Here is a 19,615-nt window from a genome sequence, read left to right as displayed (position 1 = left end):
CTTCTAATGCGTCAGAATCGACTGGCGCAAGAACTGGGCGGCAGGCTCCCAATGATCGACCGCCGCATCCCAATCGACCGACATCGGGCGGATGGTCTGAGGAGATTCAATCCTCAGTGGAATCTCGACGGTCGTATTCAGGGGAATCTGGGCACTCGGTCCGTTGGCCAGCGCCGTTTCGACTTCGGCCGACAACAGGTAATCGACTAGCTTCTTCGCGGACTCGGGGTTCGGGCCATCTTTGATGATCGCCAGCGTGTTGGGGATGAACAGCGTGCCGAGTTCTCCTTCCTGCTGATCAGGGTAAACAATCGCCACCGGACGTCCCGATTCAATCTCGACAATCGCATCGTCGGTGTCAGTCAGGCCGAATGCGATCTGACCGCTGCCGACGGCTTGGGCGACTTGCTTGTTGCCAGGGTACATGCGGGCATTCATGGCCAGACCTGAGAAGAACTCTTCGGCCTTCTCGTCACCAAGTTCCGAGAACAACACCGCGGCATGCGTGGCAGTCGTACCGAATAGTGGCTTCGCATAGCCACCTTGGCCTTTCCACTCTTCCTTCGTCAGATCGAAGATCGAGGTGGGGCGATTCTCCTCGGTCAGCAGTTCGGTATTTACCAGCAAGATCCGAGCCCGACCCGCCAGCCCGAACCAGGTATCGTTCTTCGAGCGGAACTCGGCTGGATACTGATCGCGATGCTCGGGCTGATATGCCTCTAGCAGGCCAGCCTTCTCCAAGCGAAGCGTGTTCAAGATCTCGTTGTTCCAGAACAGATCGGCACGGGGACGATCTTTCTCGGCCAATAGTGCTTCGGTCAGTCCGACCGTTTTGTTGGCCTCGGTATCGAACTTTGGAACGACGTCGACGCCGGTCGCTTTCTCGTAGGTATCGAAGTGCACCTCCGAGAACTCCTGATCGAGCGCCGTGTAGACGACCACTTCCTGCGATGCCCCAGGTCGGCAGCCAGACGTGGTCGCGATTACGGTAAACAACGCGACCAGCAACAGCGAGAGACGAGCATTCATGGCATGGGGGGAGGGGGTTAGGGTGAAGGTTTCGGGACGCGACTCATCACGCTCCAGCGAATACTCCAGATCACCAGCGAAATCAGGTTGGTCACCAGCAACGAAACGAGCGTCGGCATTTGCCCGGCCAGGACCGGAATCGAATCAGCTTGTCGGGCATAGAACATTGCCACCACCAGCAACACAACCACGTTCGCTACAATCCAGCCAAGGTCTCCCTGGCGTTCGAGGCGACCCGCATTGAACAGATGCAGATGATCCAGAATAGATGTCCGCAGATGCCCAGCCGCCAGCAGGAACTGAAACAGCGAAGCGACGCCCCAAATCAACATCGCTGGAACGAACACCGATCCATGCTGAGGGGCCGGGGTCGGCCAGTTCAAGCAGGTAATCAGCGCTCCAGAGAAGCAGATTAACGCACACATGCCGTGGGCCTTGGGCATGCCGAGCTTGGTTGGGGGCGAAGTTTCCTGCATACAACGACTTACATGAACAAAGACGCGAAACCGATTTTGGTCTAAAATAGCACTAAATCGACTACTTGTCTTCTGTTGGGGCAAAGGCGGCCCATGGATCGTATTGTTCTCGGAATCTTGGTGTGCATGCTCTTTCTGCCTGGCTGTGGTGGTTCTGAACCGAAGCCGACGCCAGAAACAAGCCCGGCTCCTACCGCGCCTGCTCCGGCTCCTTCGCAGCCGAAGCCTCCGGCGGAAACGAAGCCAACCCCTTCCAAGCCGATTCGAACCGCATCGATGGGGGCCGACCCGTCGAAGCCCAAGTCGGATGGATCGAACGCGCTGGGCGAAGGATTCATGAGCACCGATGCCCTTCGCAATCGCTTGAAGGTGGGGCGTATCGAACCTCAGATCGAATTCGAGGTCGACCCGGCCCGGCTCGAAGCGAACGGCATCCGCTCGCTGGAAGGGAAGCATGTCATCCTCTATACCGATCTGGCCGAGTCGCCGGAGATCGAGGAACTGCCCGCGGTGTTCGATGCCGCTTATCCGCAGTGGTGCGACTACTTCCGCGTCGATCCGGCTGCCAACTCCGACTGGAAAATCAAAGCGGTGCTGATGTCGAGCAAGGAACCGTTCCGTCGAGCAGGCATCTTTCCCGATTCGCTCCCGGAGTTTCTGCATGGTTACTATCGCGGTGACGCCGTCTGGTTGCTGGATCAGCCGAGTGACTACTATCGCCGCCATCTGTTGATTCACGAAGGCACCCACGCCTTCATGAACATCTTGTTGGGGGGCGCCGGTCCACCTTGGTACATGGAAGGGATGGCCGAGCACTTCGGAACCCATCGCTGGGAGAACGGACAACTCGAGACCCGCGTGATGCCTGCTTCCAAAGAAGCAACGCCGATGTGGGGTCGTCTGAAAGTGATCCAGGACGAAGTCAAAGCAGGCAACGCACTATCGCTCAGCCGCATCATGGCAACGCCTCAAGATAGCTTCCTGCAGAACCGACCATATGCGTGGTGTTGGGGGGCGTGTGCGTTTTTCGATAACCACACCCTCTCGAAGGAAGCGTTCCGCGACATGGTCGCCGAGGTGAAGCTGACCGGCGGTTTCAGCGAGCGATTGTGGGATAAGCTTGGCGACGTGATGCCGAAGTTGGCCGAGTCGTGGGAAGTCTTTGTCACCAACGCCGAGTATGGCTACGACTGGAAGCGAAACGAGATACAGTACCGCGATCCACAACCCCTCACGGGCGATTCGGCGGTGGTTGAGATAGAAGCGAACCAAGGCTGGCAGTCGACCGGCATCTTGCTGGAAGCGAACCAGCAGTACCAGGTCCAAGCGATCGGTCAGTACGAAATACGCAACGATGGAACACCTTGGATCAGCGAACCCAACGGCGTCACCATTCATTACTGGCAAGGTCGACCCATGGGGCAACTGGTCGGTTCGCTCCGACCGGAACCATGGAATGGTGGAGCGATCACCCCCTTGGTGAAGACCAACGAGGTCGGGCTGGGGACAACGTTGTACCCTGGTACACCTTCGGTGTTGTTCCTGAAAGTGAACGAGAGCCCGGCCGAGTTGTCCGACAATCAAGGTACGATTCAGGTTCAGATCAAACGGTTGGCTCCTTAAGCGAAGCCTGGCCGGACCATCACTTGCCGATACAGTACAGCTTTGCCTTGCCACGCAGGAAGAGTTTGCCGCCGGCAACGGCTGGCGACGCGATCGTGGTATCTTTCAACTCGTTCTCGGCGATCAGTTCCAAGGAATCTTTCGCCGCGACCACGGTGCAATTGCCGTCGATGTTCAAATAATAAACATTGCCAGCAGCCACGATCGGCGATGCCTTGAAGTTGCCACCGAGACGTTCACGCCACAGCAGTTCGCCATCTTCCGCCCGGTAGCAGTGGGCGATGCCGTCGTCAGTCACCGTGAACAGCATGCCGTTGGCATAGACTGGGGAAGGCGTGTCTGGCGTCGACTTATCGACTTCCCATTCAATGGCGTCCTCCGTGAGTTCGCCCTGGTTGCCATCCAGCTTGACCGAGAGCAATGGCTTCCGCATACCGCGCGTCGTGAAAACTTTGCCGTCGGCGACTACTGGACCGGTAACTGTGCGGCCTCCGACCAGACCTGGTAAGAACCACAACTGCTTGCCGGTCGCAGGGTCGTACGCGTCGAGCGTGTTGCCACCCATGACGACCAACTGCGTCTTGCCATCTTTTTCCAGAAGCAGTGGTGTCGTGTACGCGTCCGCTTCTTCGGCCGGGGCACCGGTCATTCGCATTGTCATCCAGCGCTGCTTGCCTGTCTTCAGATCGTGGGCAACCAGGTAGCTCTTGGCAGGCTCGTCTTGAAGATCGGAGAGCGAGTCCTGCATGCAGACCGAGATCACCAGCCCATCGTAGACGACCGGGCTGTTGGCATGTCCCCACCAGATCGAATACTCGCCGAACTCTTGCTGCAGGTTATGCTGCCAGACTTTTTCGCCGTCGAGCGTATACGTCGCCAACGTTCCATTCCCGAAGTGAGCCACCACGTAGTTGCCGCTGACCACCGGAGAAGGGCTGGCGAGATTGTGCAGGTTATGGAATTTCTGGGTCTTTCGCTTCGGAGCGGTCCGTGGCGTCTCGGCCTGATCGACGAGGATGTTGCGATCGATCTTACCGGTCTCAGCATTCAAACGAATCACACGAAGCTCGTTCGATTCATTTTGTAACGTCACAAAGACATGCTCGCCCACGATCGCTGGCGTTGAATCGCCCCAGCCTTCCAGTGAAGTTTCCCACGCGATGTTCTCTTGTTCGCTCCACTTGGTCGGAGCAGTCTTGGCCAGCGCGACGCCGGTTCCCTCGGGGCCTCGCCAGGCAGGCCAGTCGTTCGCATTCCCTTGAATGACCGGCTTCCAAATCGGCTCGTCCGCTAGCAGAAACGTCGGTGCCAAAAGCAGAATCAGGCAGGCAAAACCACGGTTTCGAAATGCCAGTGCAGAAATCTCGATCATGTCGATTTGTAGGGTAAGATTAGGGGAGTTGGTTGGAGGGAAGTTGCCATAACTTACCACGCCAGATGGGTTAAATCGAGCATTTTTGATCCAAGTCCCACGCCCCCAAACGTGCCGGACTGCGCTTCCACGAACGAGGGAAACCATGACGACGCAGGACAATTTCCATAAGTACGAAGAGCTCTCGACCTTCCTCAAGGGACAGGGATACAACGATACCCAAATCCATCAGATCATCTCGCAAGTACAAGAGTACGAAGTAGATATGCGAATTGACTCCATCATGGATAGCATCGGAAATGGACAGTTGGACCTGGATGCAGTGATCAGTGAAGCGTTGAAGCGAATGGAAGAGTAACTCGAGTAACCTCCCCGTGTCGCGGGGGTCAGAGTGCGCGAAAAAGTATAAAAATCGTCGATTCTGGGTGCGAGTCGCTAGCCCTTCTGGCTTGGGGATTGATAATGAGTGAATCCCCATCATGCGTTTTTTCGTATATCGCCCCAGGTAGCTGTGATCGCGCCGCTGAGCATGCTGGCTGGTCACTTTCCCCTTAGGCGACCCCAGCGCTTCGCGGGTCTCCACCCACACAGGAATCGATGATGAAACTCTCTCTCACGTTGCTCGCGGCAGTGCTTCTGCCGCTGGGCTCTCTCCATGTTGCCTGCGCGGCAGAAGATGGGATGCCGCCGGCTGCAACCGAGTCCGCCGAGTCGCCACTGGTCGCGCTCGACGTTCTAGAGGCCTATCGGGCCGACACAACCAAGCCCGACACGCTGCACGACTTTGGGCTGAAGAATCTGGAACTGATCGAACAGGATATGCAGTCGAACCCAGCCCGAGCAGGCGAGCGAATCGCGGCGATCAAAGAGGTTCTGGAAACGGTTGATCCGAAAGCGACCATTTCGACCCAGATGGTTTTGAACAGCCTGGGCAATCAGTTGTGGCGATTGAAGATCGAACTGGGAGCCCGTGAAACTTCGCAGGCAGATATCGAAGCCCGTATGGTCGAGAACCCCGACGACTTCGAGGCGATCAGCCTGCTGACGATGAAGCTACGAATGGTCTTCGATGAAGAACTCGGCGACGATCTCGACAAGATGGAGCAGTACGCCAAAGCAGCCCAGCAGTTCTCGCAGACTCAGCAGCAGCGTTCGCAAGATGCCAAGGCCGAGCGTGCCTACAAGTCGCTCGACAGCCGGATCGAAAAGATGATCGCGACGGTCGATCGTGAACGTGCCTTCTTGGGCATGATTGGCAAAGAGATGTATCCGATCGTGCCGGACGCTTGGATTAATGGACAAGGACCAACCCCGGAAGAGATGAAGGGGAAGGTGATCCTGCTCGACTTCTGGGCGCTGTGGTGTGGTCCTTGCATCGCCGGTTTCCCACACATGGTCGACCTGCAAGAGAAGTACGGTAGCCAGGGCCTTCAGGTCGTAGGCGTCACCACGTACTACAAGATCGACTTCTCCGGCCAAGGCATCAAGCCGGAAGACATGACGCCAGAGCTGGAACAGGTCACGCTGAAGAAGCTGGTCGCGGACAAGGAATTGAATTACCCGACTGCCGTCCTGGCTGAGTCGGAAGAGGCCTACGATTTCTACTCGGTGACCGCCATTCCAGAACTGGTGCTGATCGGTCGCGACGGTAAGATTCGCCTCGTTGAGGTTGGCATCGGCGAAGAAGGCCTCGCCAAGCTCGACGAGACCATTCAAAAGCTGCTTGCTGAATAACGGTCGCAAGCTTTTCTGCCGTCGATGGATCCTGCCACGAGTCGCTTCGAGAGGACTCGTGGCAAGTGGATTCTTTCTGCTTAAACCATTTCAAACCAAAGCTATCAGGCTATGAAGACCACACGAATATTGATTGCATTTCTGCTGCTCGCGTTGGGCAGCACCCCGGCCCTGCGTGCCGACGAACCAGCCGCGATAACGAGCGATTCGCCTGTTTTGGCCGTCGATGCGCTGAACCGTTTTAAAGCCGATCCGAAAGATACAGAAGCTTTTTTTGAGTTCTGCAATAAGAACTCGGAGAAGATCAACGCGATTATCGAGTCGTCCCCGAAAGAGGCCAAGCAGCGGATCGATGCCGTGCGCAAGACGATCGATAATCTGGACGTCAGTTCGGACCCAACGGCCACGATGGCTGTGCGCATGATGAATGGCATTTTTCAAAGTCTGGATCTGAAGCTGGCAGTCCAAGGGAAGACGTTGGACCAGGTTCGTCAGGCGGTCGTGGAAAATCCGAACGATCTACAGACTGCCCAGGAGTTCACGTACCTGCTGTCGCGAAACCTCCCGCAGGGTTTAAGCGAGCAGGTCGAAAAGAATGAACAATGGCTGAAGGACGAGAGCCAGTTCGCCAAGCAAGCGGGAGAAAAATCGGACGAAGACGTCTCTAAGGTCTACAACCAGATCTCGCGCCGCTTCGACGGCATGCTGCAAGGATTGGAGCGGCAGCGAAAGTTCGATGCGATGGTTGGCAAGGATATGCTTCCGTTTGAAGTCGATGCGTGGCTCAATGGCGAACCGATCGACCTGGCTAGCATGAAGGGCAAGGTGGTGCTGTTCGACTTCTGGGCGATCTGGTGCCATCCTTGCATCAAAGCCCTTCCGCATCTGAACGAACTGCAGCAGAAGTATGGCGACAAAGGCCTGCAGGTGATCGGCGTGACGACGTACTACGATTTCCATTGGCCCGAAGATGCCGAGCGGCCGGAGAAAGGTGAGGGGGAAGTCGAGCCTGCCATCGAGCAGAACGCGATGGCCCGTTTGATCAAGGAGAACAACCTGGTCTATCCGACCGCGATGGTGGCGGAGCCTCGCGAGCTGTACGACTTCTACCTGGTCTCAGGCATTCCGCACATGGTGCTGATCGATCAAACCGGCAAGATTCAGTTGTTGAAAGTCGGCGCGACCGAAGCCAACTACGAAATCCTGAATCAGAAGATCGAAGAGCTACTCGCCCAGCCAGCCAATTAGGGTATCTGGAGAGGCTAAGTTTTGTCGCAGCACGACCCGCCATCGCCGGTTGGTCGTGCTGTTTCTTTTACTCGTTGAAAAACGTATCGCTAGGCGATCACCCGTTTGCTGGTATCGCCTGCGATTTCTTCGACGAAGCGTGGCACCGCGTAGCCAGGCAACCGGCTTCGCATCGTTTCCACGATCTGAAGTCCCTCGGCTTTGGGGACCTCGAAGTGAGCGGCGCCTTGCACGCGATCGAGTTGATGCAGGTAATACGGCATCACGCCCAGGTCGAGCAGTTTCTCGGAGAGCTCGATCAGCGTATCGGCGTTGTCGTTCACGCCGCGCAGCATGACCGTCTGGTTGAGCAGCGGCACGCCTGCCTCGGTCAAACGGGCCAGGGCTCCGGCGACATCTTCGGCCAGCTCGCGCGGATGGTTGGTATGGATCACCAAAAATGGTTTCAGCCGAGTTCCGGTCAGCCAGGCCAGCAATTGGTCGTCGATCCGGCTGGGGATCATGACCGGCAGCCGGGTATGCAGCCGCAACCGTCGAACGTGGCTGGCCGAGGCGATCCGCTCGGCAAGTTGCCGCAAAATTCCGTCGGTCAAAGTGAGCGGGTCGCCACCCGATAACAAGATTTCGTGAAGCGATTGGTCCGCCGCGATCGCCTCTAAGGCTGGTCCCCAGGCCTCGATTCCCTTCGGTCCTTCGCTGTACGGAAAGTGCCGCCGAAAGCAATATCGGCAATGGACCGCACACGCCCCGGTCGTCACCATCAAGGCTCGGCCATGGTACTTCTGCAGTAAACCTGGAGTAAGGGTCGCCTCGTCGTCACCAACAGGGTTTGTCGTAAAGCCTTCTGTGGAAACAGTTTCCAGTGGATGCGGAAGCACCTGGAGCAACAGCGGGTCGAGCACATCGCCGGGCGTCATCTTGGCGGCGAACTCGCGCGGGACGAATAGCGGGAACTGGTCGCTGGCTGCTTGCACTCCGTTTCCGACCGATTCTGGTAGCTGCAGATAGGCCGCCAGGTCGTCGAGTCGCCGAAATGCGGTGCGCATCGAGCCTTTCCAACCCTCGCTAGGCGACTGGTTGGGGTTCGCGATACAATTGCTACTCGCAGATTGCGAATCGGTAGTTACAATGTTCATCTTTCCATTTTACAGAAAAGCCTAGGGGCGAAAGGAGCCCCGAGGCCTTGGATAGACGACGGATCTCTTTTTTTCAGCGAGTCCCCCAGTGCAATACAGTACCAGCGATTTTCGTAAAGGTCTGAAGGTTCAGATCGACGGCGAACCCTACATCATGACCGAGTGCAACTTCGTGAAGCCAGGTAAGGGGAACGCGCTGTACAAGTGTAAGCTCAAGAACCTGATCCGCGGCACCAACTTGGACCGTACCTTGCGTGGTGGTGAAACGCTGGAATCCGCCGACGTCGAAGAAACCGACGTGCAGTACCTCTACAAGCAAGGGGACACGTGGGTCTTCATGGACAACGAAACCTTCGAGCAGTACGAACTCGACGCCGACGCCGTGGGCGATGGCTGGAAGTACCTGAAGGATGGCATGAAGTGCATGATGACCCTGTTCAATGGCAACCCATTGGACATGACTCCACCGATCCAGGTCGAAATGGAAGTCACCTACTGCGAACCAGGTGCCAAGGGTAACACGGCCACCAACGTGACCAAGCCAGCCACGATCGAAACGGGTGCCGAAATCCAAGTGCCAGCGTTCGTCAATCAGAACGACGTCATCCGTGTCGATACCCGCACCGGCGAATACGTCGAACGCGTGAAGAAGTAAGCGACGGATCAGATCGATTCAAGCAAAACGTCCGGCGAATTCGTCGGACGTTTTGTGCTTCTTGAATGATGCTATGAAGATGGCAGGGCAGTGCGGCCCGCGTTTCGTCGCAGCTCGGCAGGTTCGGCGACGTGCGTTGGTTTCTCGAGGCCGTGCGACTTCAAGCAGCGGGTGAACGCCTCGAACGTCGAGTTCAGCACCGTGCAAAGGTAGATCGGCAAGTCTTTCGTGCTGATCGTCGACGCACTGACGGTGTAGAACTGCCGATAGGCGGTCGCGTGCTCTTCTGTGGGATTGGCTCGCATCTTCTGGAGCAACGCAGTCATCGATCGGGGCGTGATCTCTTCCAGGCCATACGTCTGCCGCGAGTCGTACTCTTGTCGCCACGCTGGTAAGGGGGCCTTGGGTAGTGAAGCCAGGTTCAGCATGTGGCATTCCCAGTGGGTGATCAGCGACGAATCATCCGCCGTGTGGAAGACCTGGAACGCCGCATTGTTACCAAAGATCGGGCTGACCGCGGGCGAGATCTTATGCAGCAGCACCGGTTCGCCCTCGATCTGATCGGTCCGGTAGTCGTCCATGTGCGTGTGCCCGGTGAACGAGACATGAAGGATGTCGCGATATTCATCGATCAAGGCGAGATAGCGGCTGGTGAACTCCGCGGTCCACATCTCGGCCGCTTTGCTCTTGCCACTCGACTTTTCTTCGACGTAGCTATCGAGCCCTGGCGGGACGTGCATTAAAAGCCAGATCCGCGTCCCGTCGAGCTTTGCCTGAGCAAGTTCCTGCTTGAGCCATGCCATCAACTCGCGCCCTGGCTGCGTGCCGGGATTGGCGCACTCGCAGCAGTTCTGGTTGCCAGGGGCATGGTACGCACAGCAGTAGCTGCCAGACCACAGGACCGAGTTCAGCACCAGCAAGCGATCGTGGGCGAAGCCTGGTAGATCGGCGCGATAGGCACCGAGCCGCGGAAAAGTTTCGTCGAATGAGGCCTGCGTGGCAGGATCGTTCAAGCGAGGTCGCCATATTTGGGCGAACGCTTTCAGGAAAGATCCTCCGGGCTGAATCCAATAGTCGCCGCAGTAAGAGTCATCGTTACCTAGCGTGGCGAGGATCGGAGTTTGTGGGAAGCGCTGCTCGAATTCCGACGCGATTACCTGCAACGCTTTGTTGGTGAACTGGCGAAACGCTTCCGGGTTTTCCGCAATGGTTTGCGGGGCCAGCTTGTCGTAGGTGGCTTGCCAGTCGTGGGCCAGGAAGTCGCCTGGGTAGAGCACAAAAGCAGGCTCCGGCAAACGCTTCTGGGCGGCGTCCAGGGCCGAAGACATCAACGCGTAGTTGCTATCTTGGCCTAAGCCATTGGGCTGCGGGGCCAATTGAATCAAATAGTTGCCCCACTGGTCGGCGGGCAAGTCGTGCAGCGTTTGGAACTGCGACTTCGAGAGCTGCCCCATCGGGTTGAAGTGGATGTCCGAGATCACCAGGAACTCGGCAGCCAGACCGGTCGAGGCGAAACTCAGCAGCCAACACCAGGTACCGAGTACCGCGCACAGCGAGGCAGCGAAGCGATTGCAGAACATAAGGCCGCCTTCGTCAGTCGAGGGACAACATGCCATTCAAGCGTGACCGAACGTTTATCGTCGACCGCTTTTCGCGGGCACCTTCAGCCACTTTTCTTCCAGCGGCGTGTCTAGCGGCTGATAGGTGGCAGGGTCGAGGAACTGAAACGGCTTGCCATAAACCGACATAATCAACGCGCTGCCCGGCGTAAAACCAACTGGCGTTTTGTCGTCTTCGTGCGGCGTGCCTTCTTTTTTCTCGACGTTAAAGACCGTGATCGTCGGTGGCGAGCCGGTCATCACCCACTTGCCATCGGCCGAGAAGTAATCAGGCTCGCCGATTCCCGAAGGATTCGTCAGTTGATACTGGGCCAGTCGACGACCACGAACGACATCGACGCACGTAAACGATTCCACTTCCAGGCCATCGTTGCCGGTCGCCATGTGGCGAATCACGATGGTCTTGTCGTCGGGTGCTGGGGTCACATGAGCAACCTCGAAGGGACCGAACTTGTAGCGAGGCTTGCGTTTGGCAAGGAAGTCGGCCATTGAGTTGAAGACGTAAACGGAGTCTTGCAATTCACCCAGCGGGTCCATCACCGCCAGCACGCGGCCGCTATCTGGCATGATGGCAACTTGCGAAGCGATGATATCCGAAACCAGCTTCTGTTCGCCAGTCTTCGTATCGAACTGGGTCACCCCTTCGATCGAGAAGAAGTAAACCTTGTCGTCCTTGGTAACCACGACTGATATGATTCGCGATGGCACGTCGACGTCGAGGATCGATTTGCCGGTGGCCAGTTCGATCACGCGACCTTCGCTGCGTGCTTCATTCGTTTCAGTGTAGGCCTGGCCAATCTGCAGCAGATGCTTGCCGTCGTTCAGGAAATTACGAAAGACGGTGCTTGCCCGATCTTGCCAACCACTGACCTTCGTACCGGCAGGCATCTCCCAAACGTTGTTCTCTTTGATGATCACGTTCGTATCACCAGGAACAGTCGACCAGGCATACTTGCCATCTTTGCTGAACCGAAGCTGACCGCTGGCTCCACGCGTGGTCCAAAGGGTCTCTTCGGCCTGGACGGTGGAAGCTGCGAAAGCGACGCAAACGGACGTTACGACAAAGAACAAGAGGCGGCGCGGAGTTGCTACGAACATGGGAATCCTAAGTGATAGAACAACATTCCGGTCAGGCCACAAGTGCGACCTGGGGGGAAAGGTTTCCTGCGAATGGCTATCCTCGATCTGCCGTCGAGCGAGAACGTTATTCTCTGGGGCGACAGAATGAGATGCAAGAAGCTTAGGACGTTCCGGTCGGCATGGTCCTCCGACGAGGGGAGATCGCATGGTCCATGCAAAAAACCAGGAACATTTCACATTCCCGGTTTTTGGTTGTGACGATTGTAGGGCTGTCGGCGGGTGGTCAATCGCTGACCACGTCGAAGTTGAACTCGTTATCGCCCCCTTGGACGGTAACGATCTGCGTCGACTGCGTGTTGTACTCGGCGGGAAACTTCTCTTTAAACCCAGGATCGGTGACTCGGCCGTTGTCGTCGCGGATGACGGGCTTCTGCTTGCTCAGCCGAACCAGGTTGTCGCCCGTCCGCGTTCCCCGCGTGTTGGCGTTGTAGTTCAGTTCGTACTGGCCTTCGGCATCGGTCAAAGCCCACGAGCCGCGACCACCTTCGGCCGGCTCGAACGAAACGACCACGCCTTCCATTGGCTCGCCATTGAGGGTGACCTTGCCGTGGACGCGACCAACATCCGGATGATCGCCAGAACTGCAACCAACCATCAGCAGGGACGCTGCCGACAGTAACAGCGCGGGAATCGTAGTGTGAATACTCATCAAACGTATTCCTTGAACAGAGTGGGGATGGTATCGAATAAGAACCGGAAGCGGTCGGAGATTAGTTCCAACCTTGGACCGGCTTTCCATCGCGTCGATTCAAGAGACGTTCGTAGGTCGAGTCCGATGGTGTGTTTCCATCAGGCGTGTGATCGATGTGTTCGGTGATGAAGTGCACCGAGCCATCGGCGAACACAAACTGGGCTCCACCAGGATGATTGCTGGAAAAGCCTTGGCGGCCATCTTTGTCGTTGCACGAAGAGCCGCAGGTCATCGTTTCGTTGATGTAGGGCTTACCAGCACCGGCGACGCTAATGAAGCCGTTGTTGTAATCGTGGTTCGACTCGATGTCGGAGTTGCCGTTGTGACCGAACACCACAGCAGCACCCAGTTCCACACCAAACAGCATCCAGGCACGCTCGCCAATCATGGCCGTGTTGCTGGTTCCGTCGGTAATGTCTCGCATGCCGATCCGGGTCTGGCGATTGCCAGCAACGTCGGTCCCCGGGACAAAGATCCCGTTGAGGTAACGGTCTTCTCGCGAGATGTCACCCGCCGAGTTCACACCGATGTAATTGGAAGTGGCCAGTTCATAGTCAGGACTGCCTTCGTTGATCAAGTAATGCGAGTTGAGCGGTGGGCCGGTGTCGGACGGACAGCGAAAGCCACTGATCGGATTCTGCAGCACCGAAAGCTTGGCCGCTTTGCCAACCGCTTCATGCAAACGATCAGGCGAGCTGGGGGCCAGAATATCGTGAGCGGCCGACTGCTCGATCTGTGGAAGAAGCAACGTGCCCCAACTCCAGCTCGAATGGGTTCCTTCGTTGCCGCCATTCACTTCGTGGTCGTAGCTCATCGCAGGGAAGGCATGGTAGATGTCGTGATAGTTGTGCATCGCCAGCCCGAGCTGTTTCAGGTGGTTGGTGCACTGCATTCGTCGGGCGGCTTCGCGAGCCTGCTGGACGGCCGGCAATAAGAGGGCGATCAAGACACCAATGATGGCGATCACAACCAGAAGTTCGACAAGCGTGAAGCCACGCTGCGTGTGGGTTCGCATGAGAAAATACCTCGAGCTGGGGTGACGAGTGAGGGTAGTGGAGGCAGTCGAATTAGTCGACGGCATCCGCTGGCCGGGTAACCGAGGCGGCTCGCAAGAGTTGGGGCACGCAAAAAACCAGGGTTATTGAATATTTTTGCGGTGACATGCCCCTGCGCCATTGCAAAAACGTCACGCGATCGTTGTAGATTTGGTAGTCATTGAGAATGGTTGCGATTCAGTTGTGCCTATTTGCCACGCAATTGAGCATAGTGGTATCGCGATTGAGATTTGTTGCCAATTGACTGCCAGCAAGCCACTGGCAGTTATCGCGAGACAGAAGAAGCCACGGTGCAAATCGGTTGCTTCCGGCGTCTCTGTCAGGCTTCACAAGAGCCTTAAGATTGTGGCCCATCGTTGGGGCGGTTCGAAACGAAACCAGGGGCAAGTTGCCCCTGGTCTGTGTGTTGATCGACGTCAATTCTAAGCCGGTCGAAGTTACTTACCGAGCTTCTCGACCTGGCGAACGATGTTGAGGAACTCTTCGCGGTACGAAGCCCCAGGACCATCGACGTTCGAGGCAACCAGTTCTTCGATCTCGGCGAAGTTCGTTTCATCGTGGAAGTGGCTTCCGCGAAGCTTCAAACCGAACATCGCAACCGCCGAGGCAAACTGGAAGTCGCCGGTGGCCTGATTGAACTGGTGACCTTCGTCGAGCACGGGGTAGGTCATCAAGGTACTGACATCCGACTCTGGCTGCTTGTATCGCAGCTTGAGAGTCATCAGTTCGTTGGTGTCGGCAGCATCGGTCGTTTCTGGCTTGGTCTGATACTTCAGTTCGTCGACCATCGGTTCGGCTGCGGCAATCTGATCGCTGCCACTTTGGGCCGGAACGATTTCGTAGAAAGCAGTCACGGTGTGGCCCGCTCCGATTTCACCGGCATCCTTTTTATCGTCGTTGAAGTCTTGAGCAGCGAGTAAGCGATTTTCGTAACCGACCAGTCGATAACCGGCGACCTTCTTCGGATTGAATTCAATCTGAATCTTCACATCCTTGGCAATCGTCAGCAGCGTGCCGCTCATCTGTTCGACCAGCACCTTCTCGGCTTCTTTGTCGTTGTCGATGAACGAGTAGTTGCCGTTCGCTTTGTTCGACAATTGTTCCAGCATCGAGTCGTTATGATTGCCGATGCCGAAGCCCATGATGCTGAGGTAGATGTTCTTCTTCGCTTGCTCGGCGGCCATGCCGACCAATCCACCGGTGCTCGTTTCGCCGACGTTGAAATCGCCGTCGGTGCACAAGATCACGCGGTTGGTGCCACCCTGAATGAAGTTATCCGTGGCGAGTTTATAGGCCAACTTGATCCCTTGCCCACCGTTGGTCGAACCGCCTGCCTGCAAGCGATCGAGAGCGGCCAGGATGGTTGCTTTCTCGTAGCCATAGGTTGGTTCAAGCACGATGCCTGCTGCCCCGGCATAGACCACGATCGAGACCTTGTCGTTCTCGCCCAGTTGGTCAACCAGCATCTTCATCCCCTTTTTCAGCAGGGGTAGCTTGTTCGCCGAGTTCATCGAACCAGAGACGTCCAGCAGAAAGACGATGTTGCTGGCGGGGCGTTCGTCGATGTTGACTTCTTTCCCCTTGATACCGACCCGAACCAGGCGATTGGTAGGGTTCCAGGGGCAACTGGCGACTTCCACATTGGCGGCGAACGGATGTTCGTCGGTGGGCTGGGCGTAGTCATAGGTGAAGTAGTTGACCAGTTCTTCCACGCGAACCGCATCGCGAGGTGGCAGTTGATTGAACTGGCTCAAGTAAGAGCGAATCTTCGAGTAGCTGGCCGTGTCGACGTCGATCGAGAAAGTCGACAACGGCTGATCGGCCACGGCAATGAAGTTGTTCTCTTCGATCGGTTCAAATTTGTCGCCACCATCTCCGGGACCGACGCCTGAGCCGGGCTTGTTTTCCTCGGTCATCGATTCCGGCAAACGATCGCGGGTATCGCCCATTCGGGACTGCTTCAGGCGTTCGGCTTCTTTCTTATTCTGCTGGCGAGCCATGGATTCGACGGGCTTGCCTGGTTCGGCAAAGTATCCAGGCAGGAAATCCATTTTGGATTCCGCATGCTCTTGAGACTTTTCGACGCGAATGCTCATGGGCGTAGGCGTCGTTGGCGCCGGCGTGGCTGTAGGTCGTGGCGCTGTGCCAGATTCGTTCCCCATTCCGGCCGAGCGACCTCCCAGGCCTGGCATCGCTCCATAGCTGTCGGGTGCTACATCGAATTCGACCTCGGCTGGTGCTGGCGGTGCTTCTTCCATGCCTTGATTGAAAGGCGTGTTCGAACGCTTAAGGTCGGATGTCATCCCGCCTCGGTACTCACTTTCCGTAGGAGGTGCATAGCCTCCACCCATGCCCATGCCTTCCATCGAGCCCATTCCCATGTCGGATGGTTGCGTGGACGCCGAGGCGGCACCATCCGTTTGTGATGGAGCCACGCGGCTGCCTCGAGAACTGTCGGCGTTGCCTTTGTAAATTGGCTCGAACTCTTGCATCACCATTTCGTCGATTGGTTCGGCGGGTGATTGAGTGCTTTCGGGGCGAGCGACGTCTCCGGTCGCGACAGGCCGATCAGCGCTGCAGCCCACCAAAGCCACGCCGAGCAACAGAGGAGTCAGAATCCAGATCTTTTTCATGGGTCTTATCCGCACAATTTGGTTTTTCGGAGGTTGTGTCCATTGGCTGGACGAACAAGGTGAGCTCACCAGAACAGACGAGCCATCCACCGATACCGATTCCTGTGAGATCGACTTTTTTAGAAATTATGCCCTAACGAGTGCCAGCACCGGCGAGCGACAGCCAGTCGACCTCGGCGGCGAACTGGTCGGCTTGATAGCCAACATGGGCGAGAATCGGCACATCGCATCGCGTGGCAAGTTCGGCTCGATTGCTGGCTCGGCTGACGTCGTCGAGCTCGGGGGAGAGATCGTTCAAAACAATCCCCGCCACGGAGAGGCCCTGGCGATAGGCCTTAGCGGTGATCAACGTTTGCAGTGTCTCGTTGATCACTCCAAGTCGGTTGGCAGCAACGACTAGCAGCGGGAACCCGAATTCCAGAGCGAGGTCGGCGACGTAGTCTTCGTCCGACATCGGCGACATTAGGCCGCCCGCGCCTTCGACCAGAATCAGGTCGCACTGACCACTGGCGGCTCGTTCGTTCCAATAGACGAGCCCACTGCGGAGAAGGGCCCGATCGAGCTTTTTACCTTCCGCCCGTGCCGACAAATGAGGTGCCAACGGGGCATGGTAGGTTTGCGGACAGATCCGCGAGCGATCCCAGATTTCGCCACTGCTTTGCCACAGCGTTTGGACATCTTCTGAGATCCACTGGCCATCTTGCTCGATCAAACCGCTGGCAGCCGGCTTGTAGACGCCCACACGGAGCCCCTGGGCTGTCAAGCCGCGGGCAATCAAACCCGAGACATGGGTCTTGCCGACGGCCGTATTATTTCCGGTAATGAAGAGTCCCTTTGGTGGTTTTCTGTCCATAGGGGAAAAGGTACCATTTTGCCAGTTCGCATCCCAGCGCCCCGTTAGGTAAGAAACAGTCGAAAACATGAGCAAACCGGAGAAGGTCAACGTTGCCGTCGTTCAGATGACGTGCAGTGACCGCAAAGAAGAGAACGTCGCGAAGGCGATCGAAAAGATCGCTCAGGCAGCCCAGCAGGGAGCGAACATCGTTTGCCTGCAGGAACTGTTTCCCGGTCTCTACTTCTGCCAGGAAGAAGACCACATCCAGTTCGAGCTGGCCGAACCGATCCCTGGCCCAACCAGTCAGAAGATCCAAGCTGCCGCCAAAGAGCATGGTGTGGTCGTGGTGGCCTCGTTGTTCGAGAAACGGGCCGAAGGTGTCTATCACAACACGGCTGCCGTCTTTGATGCGGACGGGGCGTTTCTGGGGATCTATCGCAAGATGCACATCCCAGACGATCCGCACTACTACGAGAAGTTCTACTTCACGCCGGGCGATGTCGGATTCCGGACGTTCGATACCAAGTTTGGCCGGGTCGGCGTTTGCATTTGCTGGGATCAATGGTTCCCGGAAGCTGCGCGGCTGACCGCACTGACTGGCGCTCAGATTTTGGTCTACCCGACCGCGATCGGTTGGCTGCATCCTGAAAAGGAAGAGTACGGCCCTGGCCAGGTTTCGGCCTGGGAAACGATGATGCGAAGTCACGCGATCGCCAATGGCGTGTTCGTGGCGGCTCCGAACCGGGTCGGGATCGAAGACAACATCGAGTTCTGGGGGCATTCGTTCGTCGTCGATCCAACCGGCAAGATGCTGGCGGTGGCCTCGCACGAAAACGAAGAGATCCTGGTGGTCGAGTGTAACCTGGCTCAGATCGACTTCTCGCGCACACATTGGCCGTTTTTGCGAGATCGGCGTATCGATGCCTACAGCGGACTGACCAAGCGATTCATCGACGGGGACATCACCACATGATCGATCGGCTCACGCCCAAACAACAGGGTTACCGCTGGCCAGCCGAATGGGAGCCGCACGTTGGTACGCTGCTCTCGTGGCCTCATAACCGAAACTCGTGGCCCGATAAGTTCGAGCCGGTGCCTGGCGTCTATAAGAAGCTGGTCACCGCTTTGAGTGAGGTCGAAGATGTCCACATCCTGGCAGCCGCCGGCGATGTGCTGACTCAGGCCGAAGACCTGGTCGGACACCTGCCGAACGTTTCGATCCACGCGATTCCGACCAACGACGCGTGGGCTCGCGACCATGGCCCCAGCTTCCTCCAGGCTCCGAAAGGGCAGCCTTGGATGGCGGTCGACTGGAACTACAACGCCTGGGGAGGCAAGTATCCTCCGTGGGATAACGACGACGCGGTGCCCGAGCGATTGTCCGAGAGGCTTGGCTTCGGCCGGTTTCAGCCAGGCATCGTCATGGAAGGTGGCGCCGTCGATGGCAACGGGACAGGGCTGGTGCTGAGCACGACCGAATGTCTGCTCAATCCGAATCGCAACCCGCACTTGTCGCAGGCTGAAACCGAGAAGTTTCTGTGCGATTACCTTTGCGCCGAAAAGATTCTGTGGCTGCATCGCGGCATTGCTGGGGACGATACCGATGGCCATATCGACGAGCTGGCTCGCTTTGTCGGGCTGGGCACTGTCGTCGCTGCTTATGAGGAAGACGCGAGCGACGAGAACTACGAAGGCCTGCAGCAGAACTTCCAGGATCTGCAGAAGATGACCGACTTGAACGGCCAGCCGTTGGAAGTCATTCCGTTGCATCTGCCGAAGGCGAAGTATCAGGACGACCAGCGTTTGCCGGCCAGTTACTGTAACTTCTACATCGCCAACGAGATCGTTGTCGTGCCGAAGTTTGGTGACGATGCCGACGAGAAGGCATGCGATACACTGCAGCAGTGCTTCCCCGATCGCAAGATGGTCCCGATCGATGCGATCGACCTGGTCTGGGGGCTGGGTGCGTTCCACTGCATCTCGCAGCAGATCATGAAATAACGCCGCGCTGGGCGGCGTCTTGAAACGTCAGGCAAGCCGATTCCCATTGGTGGTCGGCTTGTCCGGAACGGCGAGCGTGACCGCTCCATCTTCGCCATAGAACCCGGTGACCAGGACTTCGCTGCGGATCGGGCCGATCTGCTTGGGAGGGAAGTTGGTGACCGCGATGATCTGCTTACCGATCAATTCTTCACGCGTATAGAGCTGCGTGACCTGAGCACTCGACTTCTTCACGCCGATCGGATCGCCGAAGTCGATCATCAGCTTGTAGGCTGGGCGACGTGCTTCGGGAAAGTCTTCTGCTTCGACGATCGTGCCGACACGGAGCTCGACAGCCTCGAAGTCGTTCCAGGTAATCTCTGCCATGG

The 19,615-nt window shown here is 57.1% G+C and carries 18 protein-coding genes; 7 read left to right on the top strand and 11 right to left on the bottom strand.

Annotation, left to right across the window (positions count from 1 at the left end; all coding sequences use genetic code 11):
• Window positions 1-3: 3 nt before the first annotated feature.
• Both ABD890_RS11265 and ABD890_RS11260 read right to left on the bottom strand, forming a co-directional pair.
• Window positions 4-1,029, bottom strand: coding sequence for an extracellular solute-binding protein (locus ABD890_RS11265; RefSeq protein WP_345088863.1), 1,026 nt, complete (start codon window positions 1,027-1,029; stop codon window positions 4-6).
• Window positions 1,030-1,046: 17 nt separating this feature from the next.
• The gene (locus ABD890_RS11260) at window positions 1,047-1,472 is read right to left on the bottom strand and encodes a hypothetical protein (protein WP_345088860.1); all 426 of its coding nucleotides are present in this window, start codon (window positions 1,470-1,472) and stop codon (window positions 1,047-1,049) included.
• A gap of 126 nt (window positions 1,473-1,598) precedes the next feature.
• Here ABD890_RS11260 and ABD890_RS11255 point away from each other — a divergent pair, with 126 nt between their 5' ends.
• Window positions 1,599-3,128 carry a hypothetical protein gene (locus ABD890_RS11255; protein WP_345088857.1) on the top strand — a complete coding sequence of 510 codons (1,530 nt, stop codon included), beginning with the start codon at window positions 1,599-1,601 and terminating at the stop codon, window positions 3,126-3,128.
• A 19-nt stretch (window positions 3,129-3,147) separates the two neighbouring features.
• Here ABD890_RS11255 and ABD890_RS11250 read toward each other — a convergent pair whose 3' ends face one another.
• Window positions 3,148-4,500 (bottom strand): outer membrane protein assembly factor BamB family protein, encoded by a 1,353-nt coding sequence (locus ABD890_RS11250; protein ID WP_345088854.1) that lies wholly within the window; start codon window positions 4,498-4,500, stop codon window positions 3,148-3,150.
• Window positions 4,501-4,645: 145 nt separating this feature from the next.
• Here ABD890_RS11250 and ABD890_RS11245 point away from each other — a divergent pair, with 145 nt between their 5' ends.
• The 3 genes from ABD890_RS11245 to ABD890_RS11235 all read left to right on the top strand — a co-directional run bounded on the left by ABD890_RS11245 (window position 4,646) and on the right by ABD890_RS11235 (window position 7,482).
• Window positions 4,646-4,858: a hypothetical protein gene (locus tag ABD890_RS11245; RefSeq protein WP_345088851.1), complete on the top strand. Its 213-nt coding sequence runs from the start codon at window positions 4,646-4,648 to the stop codon at window positions 4,856-4,858.
• A gap of 239 nt (window positions 4,859-5,097) precedes the next feature.
• On the top strand, window positions 5,098-6,234 hold the full coding sequence (locus tag ABD890_RS11240) for a TlpA family protein disulfide reductase (protein ID WP_345088848.1): 1,137 nt from the start codon (window positions 5,098-5,100) through the stop codon (window positions 6,232-6,234).
• Between the two features lie 111 nt (window positions 6,235-6,345).
• Window positions 6,346-7,482 carry a TlpA family protein disulfide reductase gene (locus ABD890_RS11235; protein WP_345088845.1) on the top strand — a complete coding sequence of 379 codons (1,137 nt, stop codon included), beginning with the start codon at window positions 6,346-6,348 and terminating at the stop codon, window positions 7,480-7,482.
• An 89-nt stretch (window positions 7,483-7,571) separates the two neighbouring features.
• On the opposite strand, the gene epmB is transcribed toward ABD890_RS11235, so the two are convergent.
• Window positions 7,572-8,618, bottom strand: a complete 1,047-nt coding sequence (gene epmB, locus ABD890_RS11230; protein WP_345088842.1) for an EF-P beta-lysylation protein EpmB — start codon at window positions 8,616-8,618, stop codon at window positions 7,572-7,574.
• Window positions 8,619-8,706: 88 nt separating this feature from the next.
• Between epmB and efp the strand changes: the two genes are divergently transcribed.
• Window positions 8,707-9,273, top strand: coding sequence for an elongation factor P (gene efp / locus ABD890_RS11225; protein WP_345088839.1), 567 nt, complete (start codon window positions 8,707-8,709; stop codon window positions 9,271-9,273).
• Window positions 9,274-9,344: 71 nt separating this feature from the next.
• Here efp and ABD890_RS11220 read toward each other — a convergent pair whose 3' ends face one another.
• The 6 genes from ABD890_RS11220 to bioD form a co-directional block, all read right to left on the bottom strand.
• Window positions 9,345-10,853 (bottom strand): acid sphingomyelinase family protein, encoded by a 1,509-nt coding sequence (locus tag ABD890_RS11220; RefSeq protein WP_345088836.1) that lies wholly within the window; start codon window positions 10,851-10,853, stop codon window positions 9,345-9,347.
• Window positions 10,854-10,907: 54 nt separating this feature from the next.
• Window positions 10,908-11,990, bottom strand: coding sequence for a WD40 repeat domain-containing protein (locus ABD890_RS11215; RefSeq protein ID WP_345088833.1), 1,083 nt, complete (start codon window positions 11,988-11,990; stop codon window positions 10,908-10,910).
• Between the two features lie 265 nt (window positions 11,991-12,255).
• Complete coding sequence (locus ABD890_RS11210; RefSeq protein ID WP_345088830.1) at window positions 12,256-12,681, bottom strand: carboxypeptidase regulatory-like domain-containing protein; 426 nt, start codon at window positions 12,679-12,681, stop codon at window positions 12,256-12,258.
• A 61-nt stretch (window positions 12,682-12,742) separates the two neighbouring features.
• Window positions 12,743-13,738 (bottom strand): DUF1559 family PulG-like putative transporter, encoded by a 996-nt coding sequence (locus ABD890_RS11205; RefSeq protein WP_345088827.1) that lies wholly within the window; start codon window positions 13,736-13,738, stop codon window positions 12,743-12,745.
• 477 nt (window positions 13,739-14,215) lie between these two features.
• Window positions 14,216-16,411, bottom strand: a complete 2,196-nt coding sequence (locus ABD890_RS11200; RefSeq protein WP_345088824.1) for a vWA domain-containing protein — start codon at window positions 16,409-16,411, stop codon at window positions 14,216-14,218.
• Between the two features lie 133 nt (window positions 16,412-16,544).
• Entirely contained in the window at window positions 16,545-17,264 is a 720-nt protein-coding gene (gene bioD, locus ABD890_RS11195) for a dethiobiotin synthase (RefSeq protein WP_345088822.1), read from the bottom strand.
• A gap of 67 nt (window positions 17,265-17,331) precedes the next feature.
• Between bioD and ABD890_RS11190 the strand changes: the two genes are divergently transcribed.
• Both ABD890_RS11190 and ABD890_RS11185 read left to right on the top strand, forming a co-directional pair.
• Entirely contained in the window at window positions 17,332-18,219 is an 888-nt protein-coding gene (locus tag ABD890_RS11190; RefSeq protein ID WP_345088819.1) for a carbon-nitrogen hydrolase, read from the top strand.
• Entirely contained in the window at window positions 18,216-19,247 is a 1,032-nt protein-coding gene (locus tag ABD890_RS11185) for an agmatine deiminase family protein (RefSeq protein WP_345088816.1), read from the top strand. Before ABD890_RS11190 ends, ABD890_RS11185 begins: the two co-directional genes overlap by 4 nt.
• A gap of 27 nt (window positions 19,248-19,274) precedes the next feature.
• Here the strand turns inward: ABD890_RS11185 and ABD890_RS11180 are convergent, their stop codons facing one another.
• The gene (locus ABD890_RS11180) at window positions 19,275-19,613 is read right to left on the bottom strand and encodes a tRNA-binding protein (RefSeq protein WP_345088813.1); all 339 of its coding nucleotides are present in this window, start codon (window positions 19,611-19,613) and stop codon (window positions 19,275-19,277) included.
• Window positions 19,614-19,615: the final 2 nt, after the last annotated feature.

This window comes from Bremerella cremea (assembly GCF_039541315.1).
Taxonomy (GTDB): Bacteria; Planctomycetota; Planctomycetia; order Pirellulales; family Pirellulaceae; genus Bremerella; species Bremerella cremea.
This window is presented reverse-complemented; position numbering and strand designations above follow the sequence as displayed.

Bases quoted from the DNA above. Each gene is read 5' to 3' on its own strand.
- ABD890_RS11265 (WP_345088863.1), bottom strand. From the start codon at position 1,029: ATGAATGCTCGTCTCTCGCTGTTGCTGGTCGCGTTGTTTACCGTAATC.
- ABD890_RS11260 (WP_345088860.1), bottom strand. From the start codon at position 1,472: ATGCCCAAGGCCCACGGCATGTGTGCGTTAATCTGCTTCTCTGGAGCG.
- ABD890_RS11255 (WP_345088857.1), top strand. From the start codon at position 1,599: ATGGATCGTATTGTTCTCGGAATCTTGGTGTGCATGCTCTTTCTGCCT.
- ABD890_RS11250 (WP_345088854.1), bottom strand. From the start codon at position 4,500: ATGATCGAGATTTCTGCACTGGCATTTCGAAACCGTGGTTTTGCCTGC.
- ABD890_RS11245 (WP_345088851.1), top strand. From the start codon at position 4,646: ATGACGACGCAGGACAATTTCCATAAGTACGAAGAGCTCTCGACCTTC.
- ABD890_RS11240 (WP_345088848.1), top strand. From the start codon at position 5,098: ATGATGAAACTCTCTCTCACGTTGCTCGCGGCAGTGCTTCTGCCGCTG.
- ABD890_RS11235 (WP_345088845.1), top strand. From the start codon at position 6,346: ATGAAGACCACACGAATATTGATTGCATTTCTGCTGCTCGCGTTGGGC.
- epmB (WP_345088842.1), bottom strand. From the start codon at position 8,618: ATGAACATTGTAACTACCGATTCGCAATCTGCGAGTAGCAATTGTATC.
- ABD890_RS11220 (WP_345088836.1), bottom strand. From the start codon at position 10,853: ATGTTCTGCAATCGCTTCGCTGCCTCGCTGTGCGCGGTACTCGGTACC.
- ABD890_RS11215 (WP_345088833.1), bottom strand. From the start codon at position 11,990: ATGTTCGTAGCAACTCCGCGCCGCCTCTTGTTCTTTGTCGTAACGTCC.
- ABD890_RS11210 (WP_345088830.1), bottom strand. From the start codon at position 12,681: ATGAGTATTCACACTACGATTCCCGCGCTGTTACTGTCGGCAGCGTCC.
- ABD890_RS11205 (WP_345088827.1), bottom strand. From the start codon at position 13,738: ATGCGAACCCACACGCAGCGTGGCTTCACGCTTGTCGAACTTCTGGTT.
- ABD890_RS11200 (WP_345088824.1), bottom strand. From the start codon at position 16,411: ATGAAAAAGATCTGGATTCTGACTCCTCTGTTGCTCGGCGTGGCTTTG.
- bioD (WP_345088822.1), bottom strand. From the start codon at position 17,264: ATGGACAGAAAACCACCAAAGGGACTCTTCATTACCGGAAATAATACG.
- ABD890_RS11190 (WP_345088819.1), top strand. From the start codon at position 17,332: ATGAGCAAACCGGAGAAGGTCAACGTTGCCGTCGTTCAGATGACGTGC.
- ABD890_RS11185 (WP_345088816.1), top strand. From the start codon at position 18,216: ATGATCGATCGGCTCACGCCCAAACAACAGGGTTACCGCTGGCCAGCC.
- ABD890_RS11180 (WP_345088813.1), bottom strand. From the start codon at position 19,613: ATGGCAGAGATTACCTGGAACGACTTCGAGGCTGTCGAGCTCCGTGTC.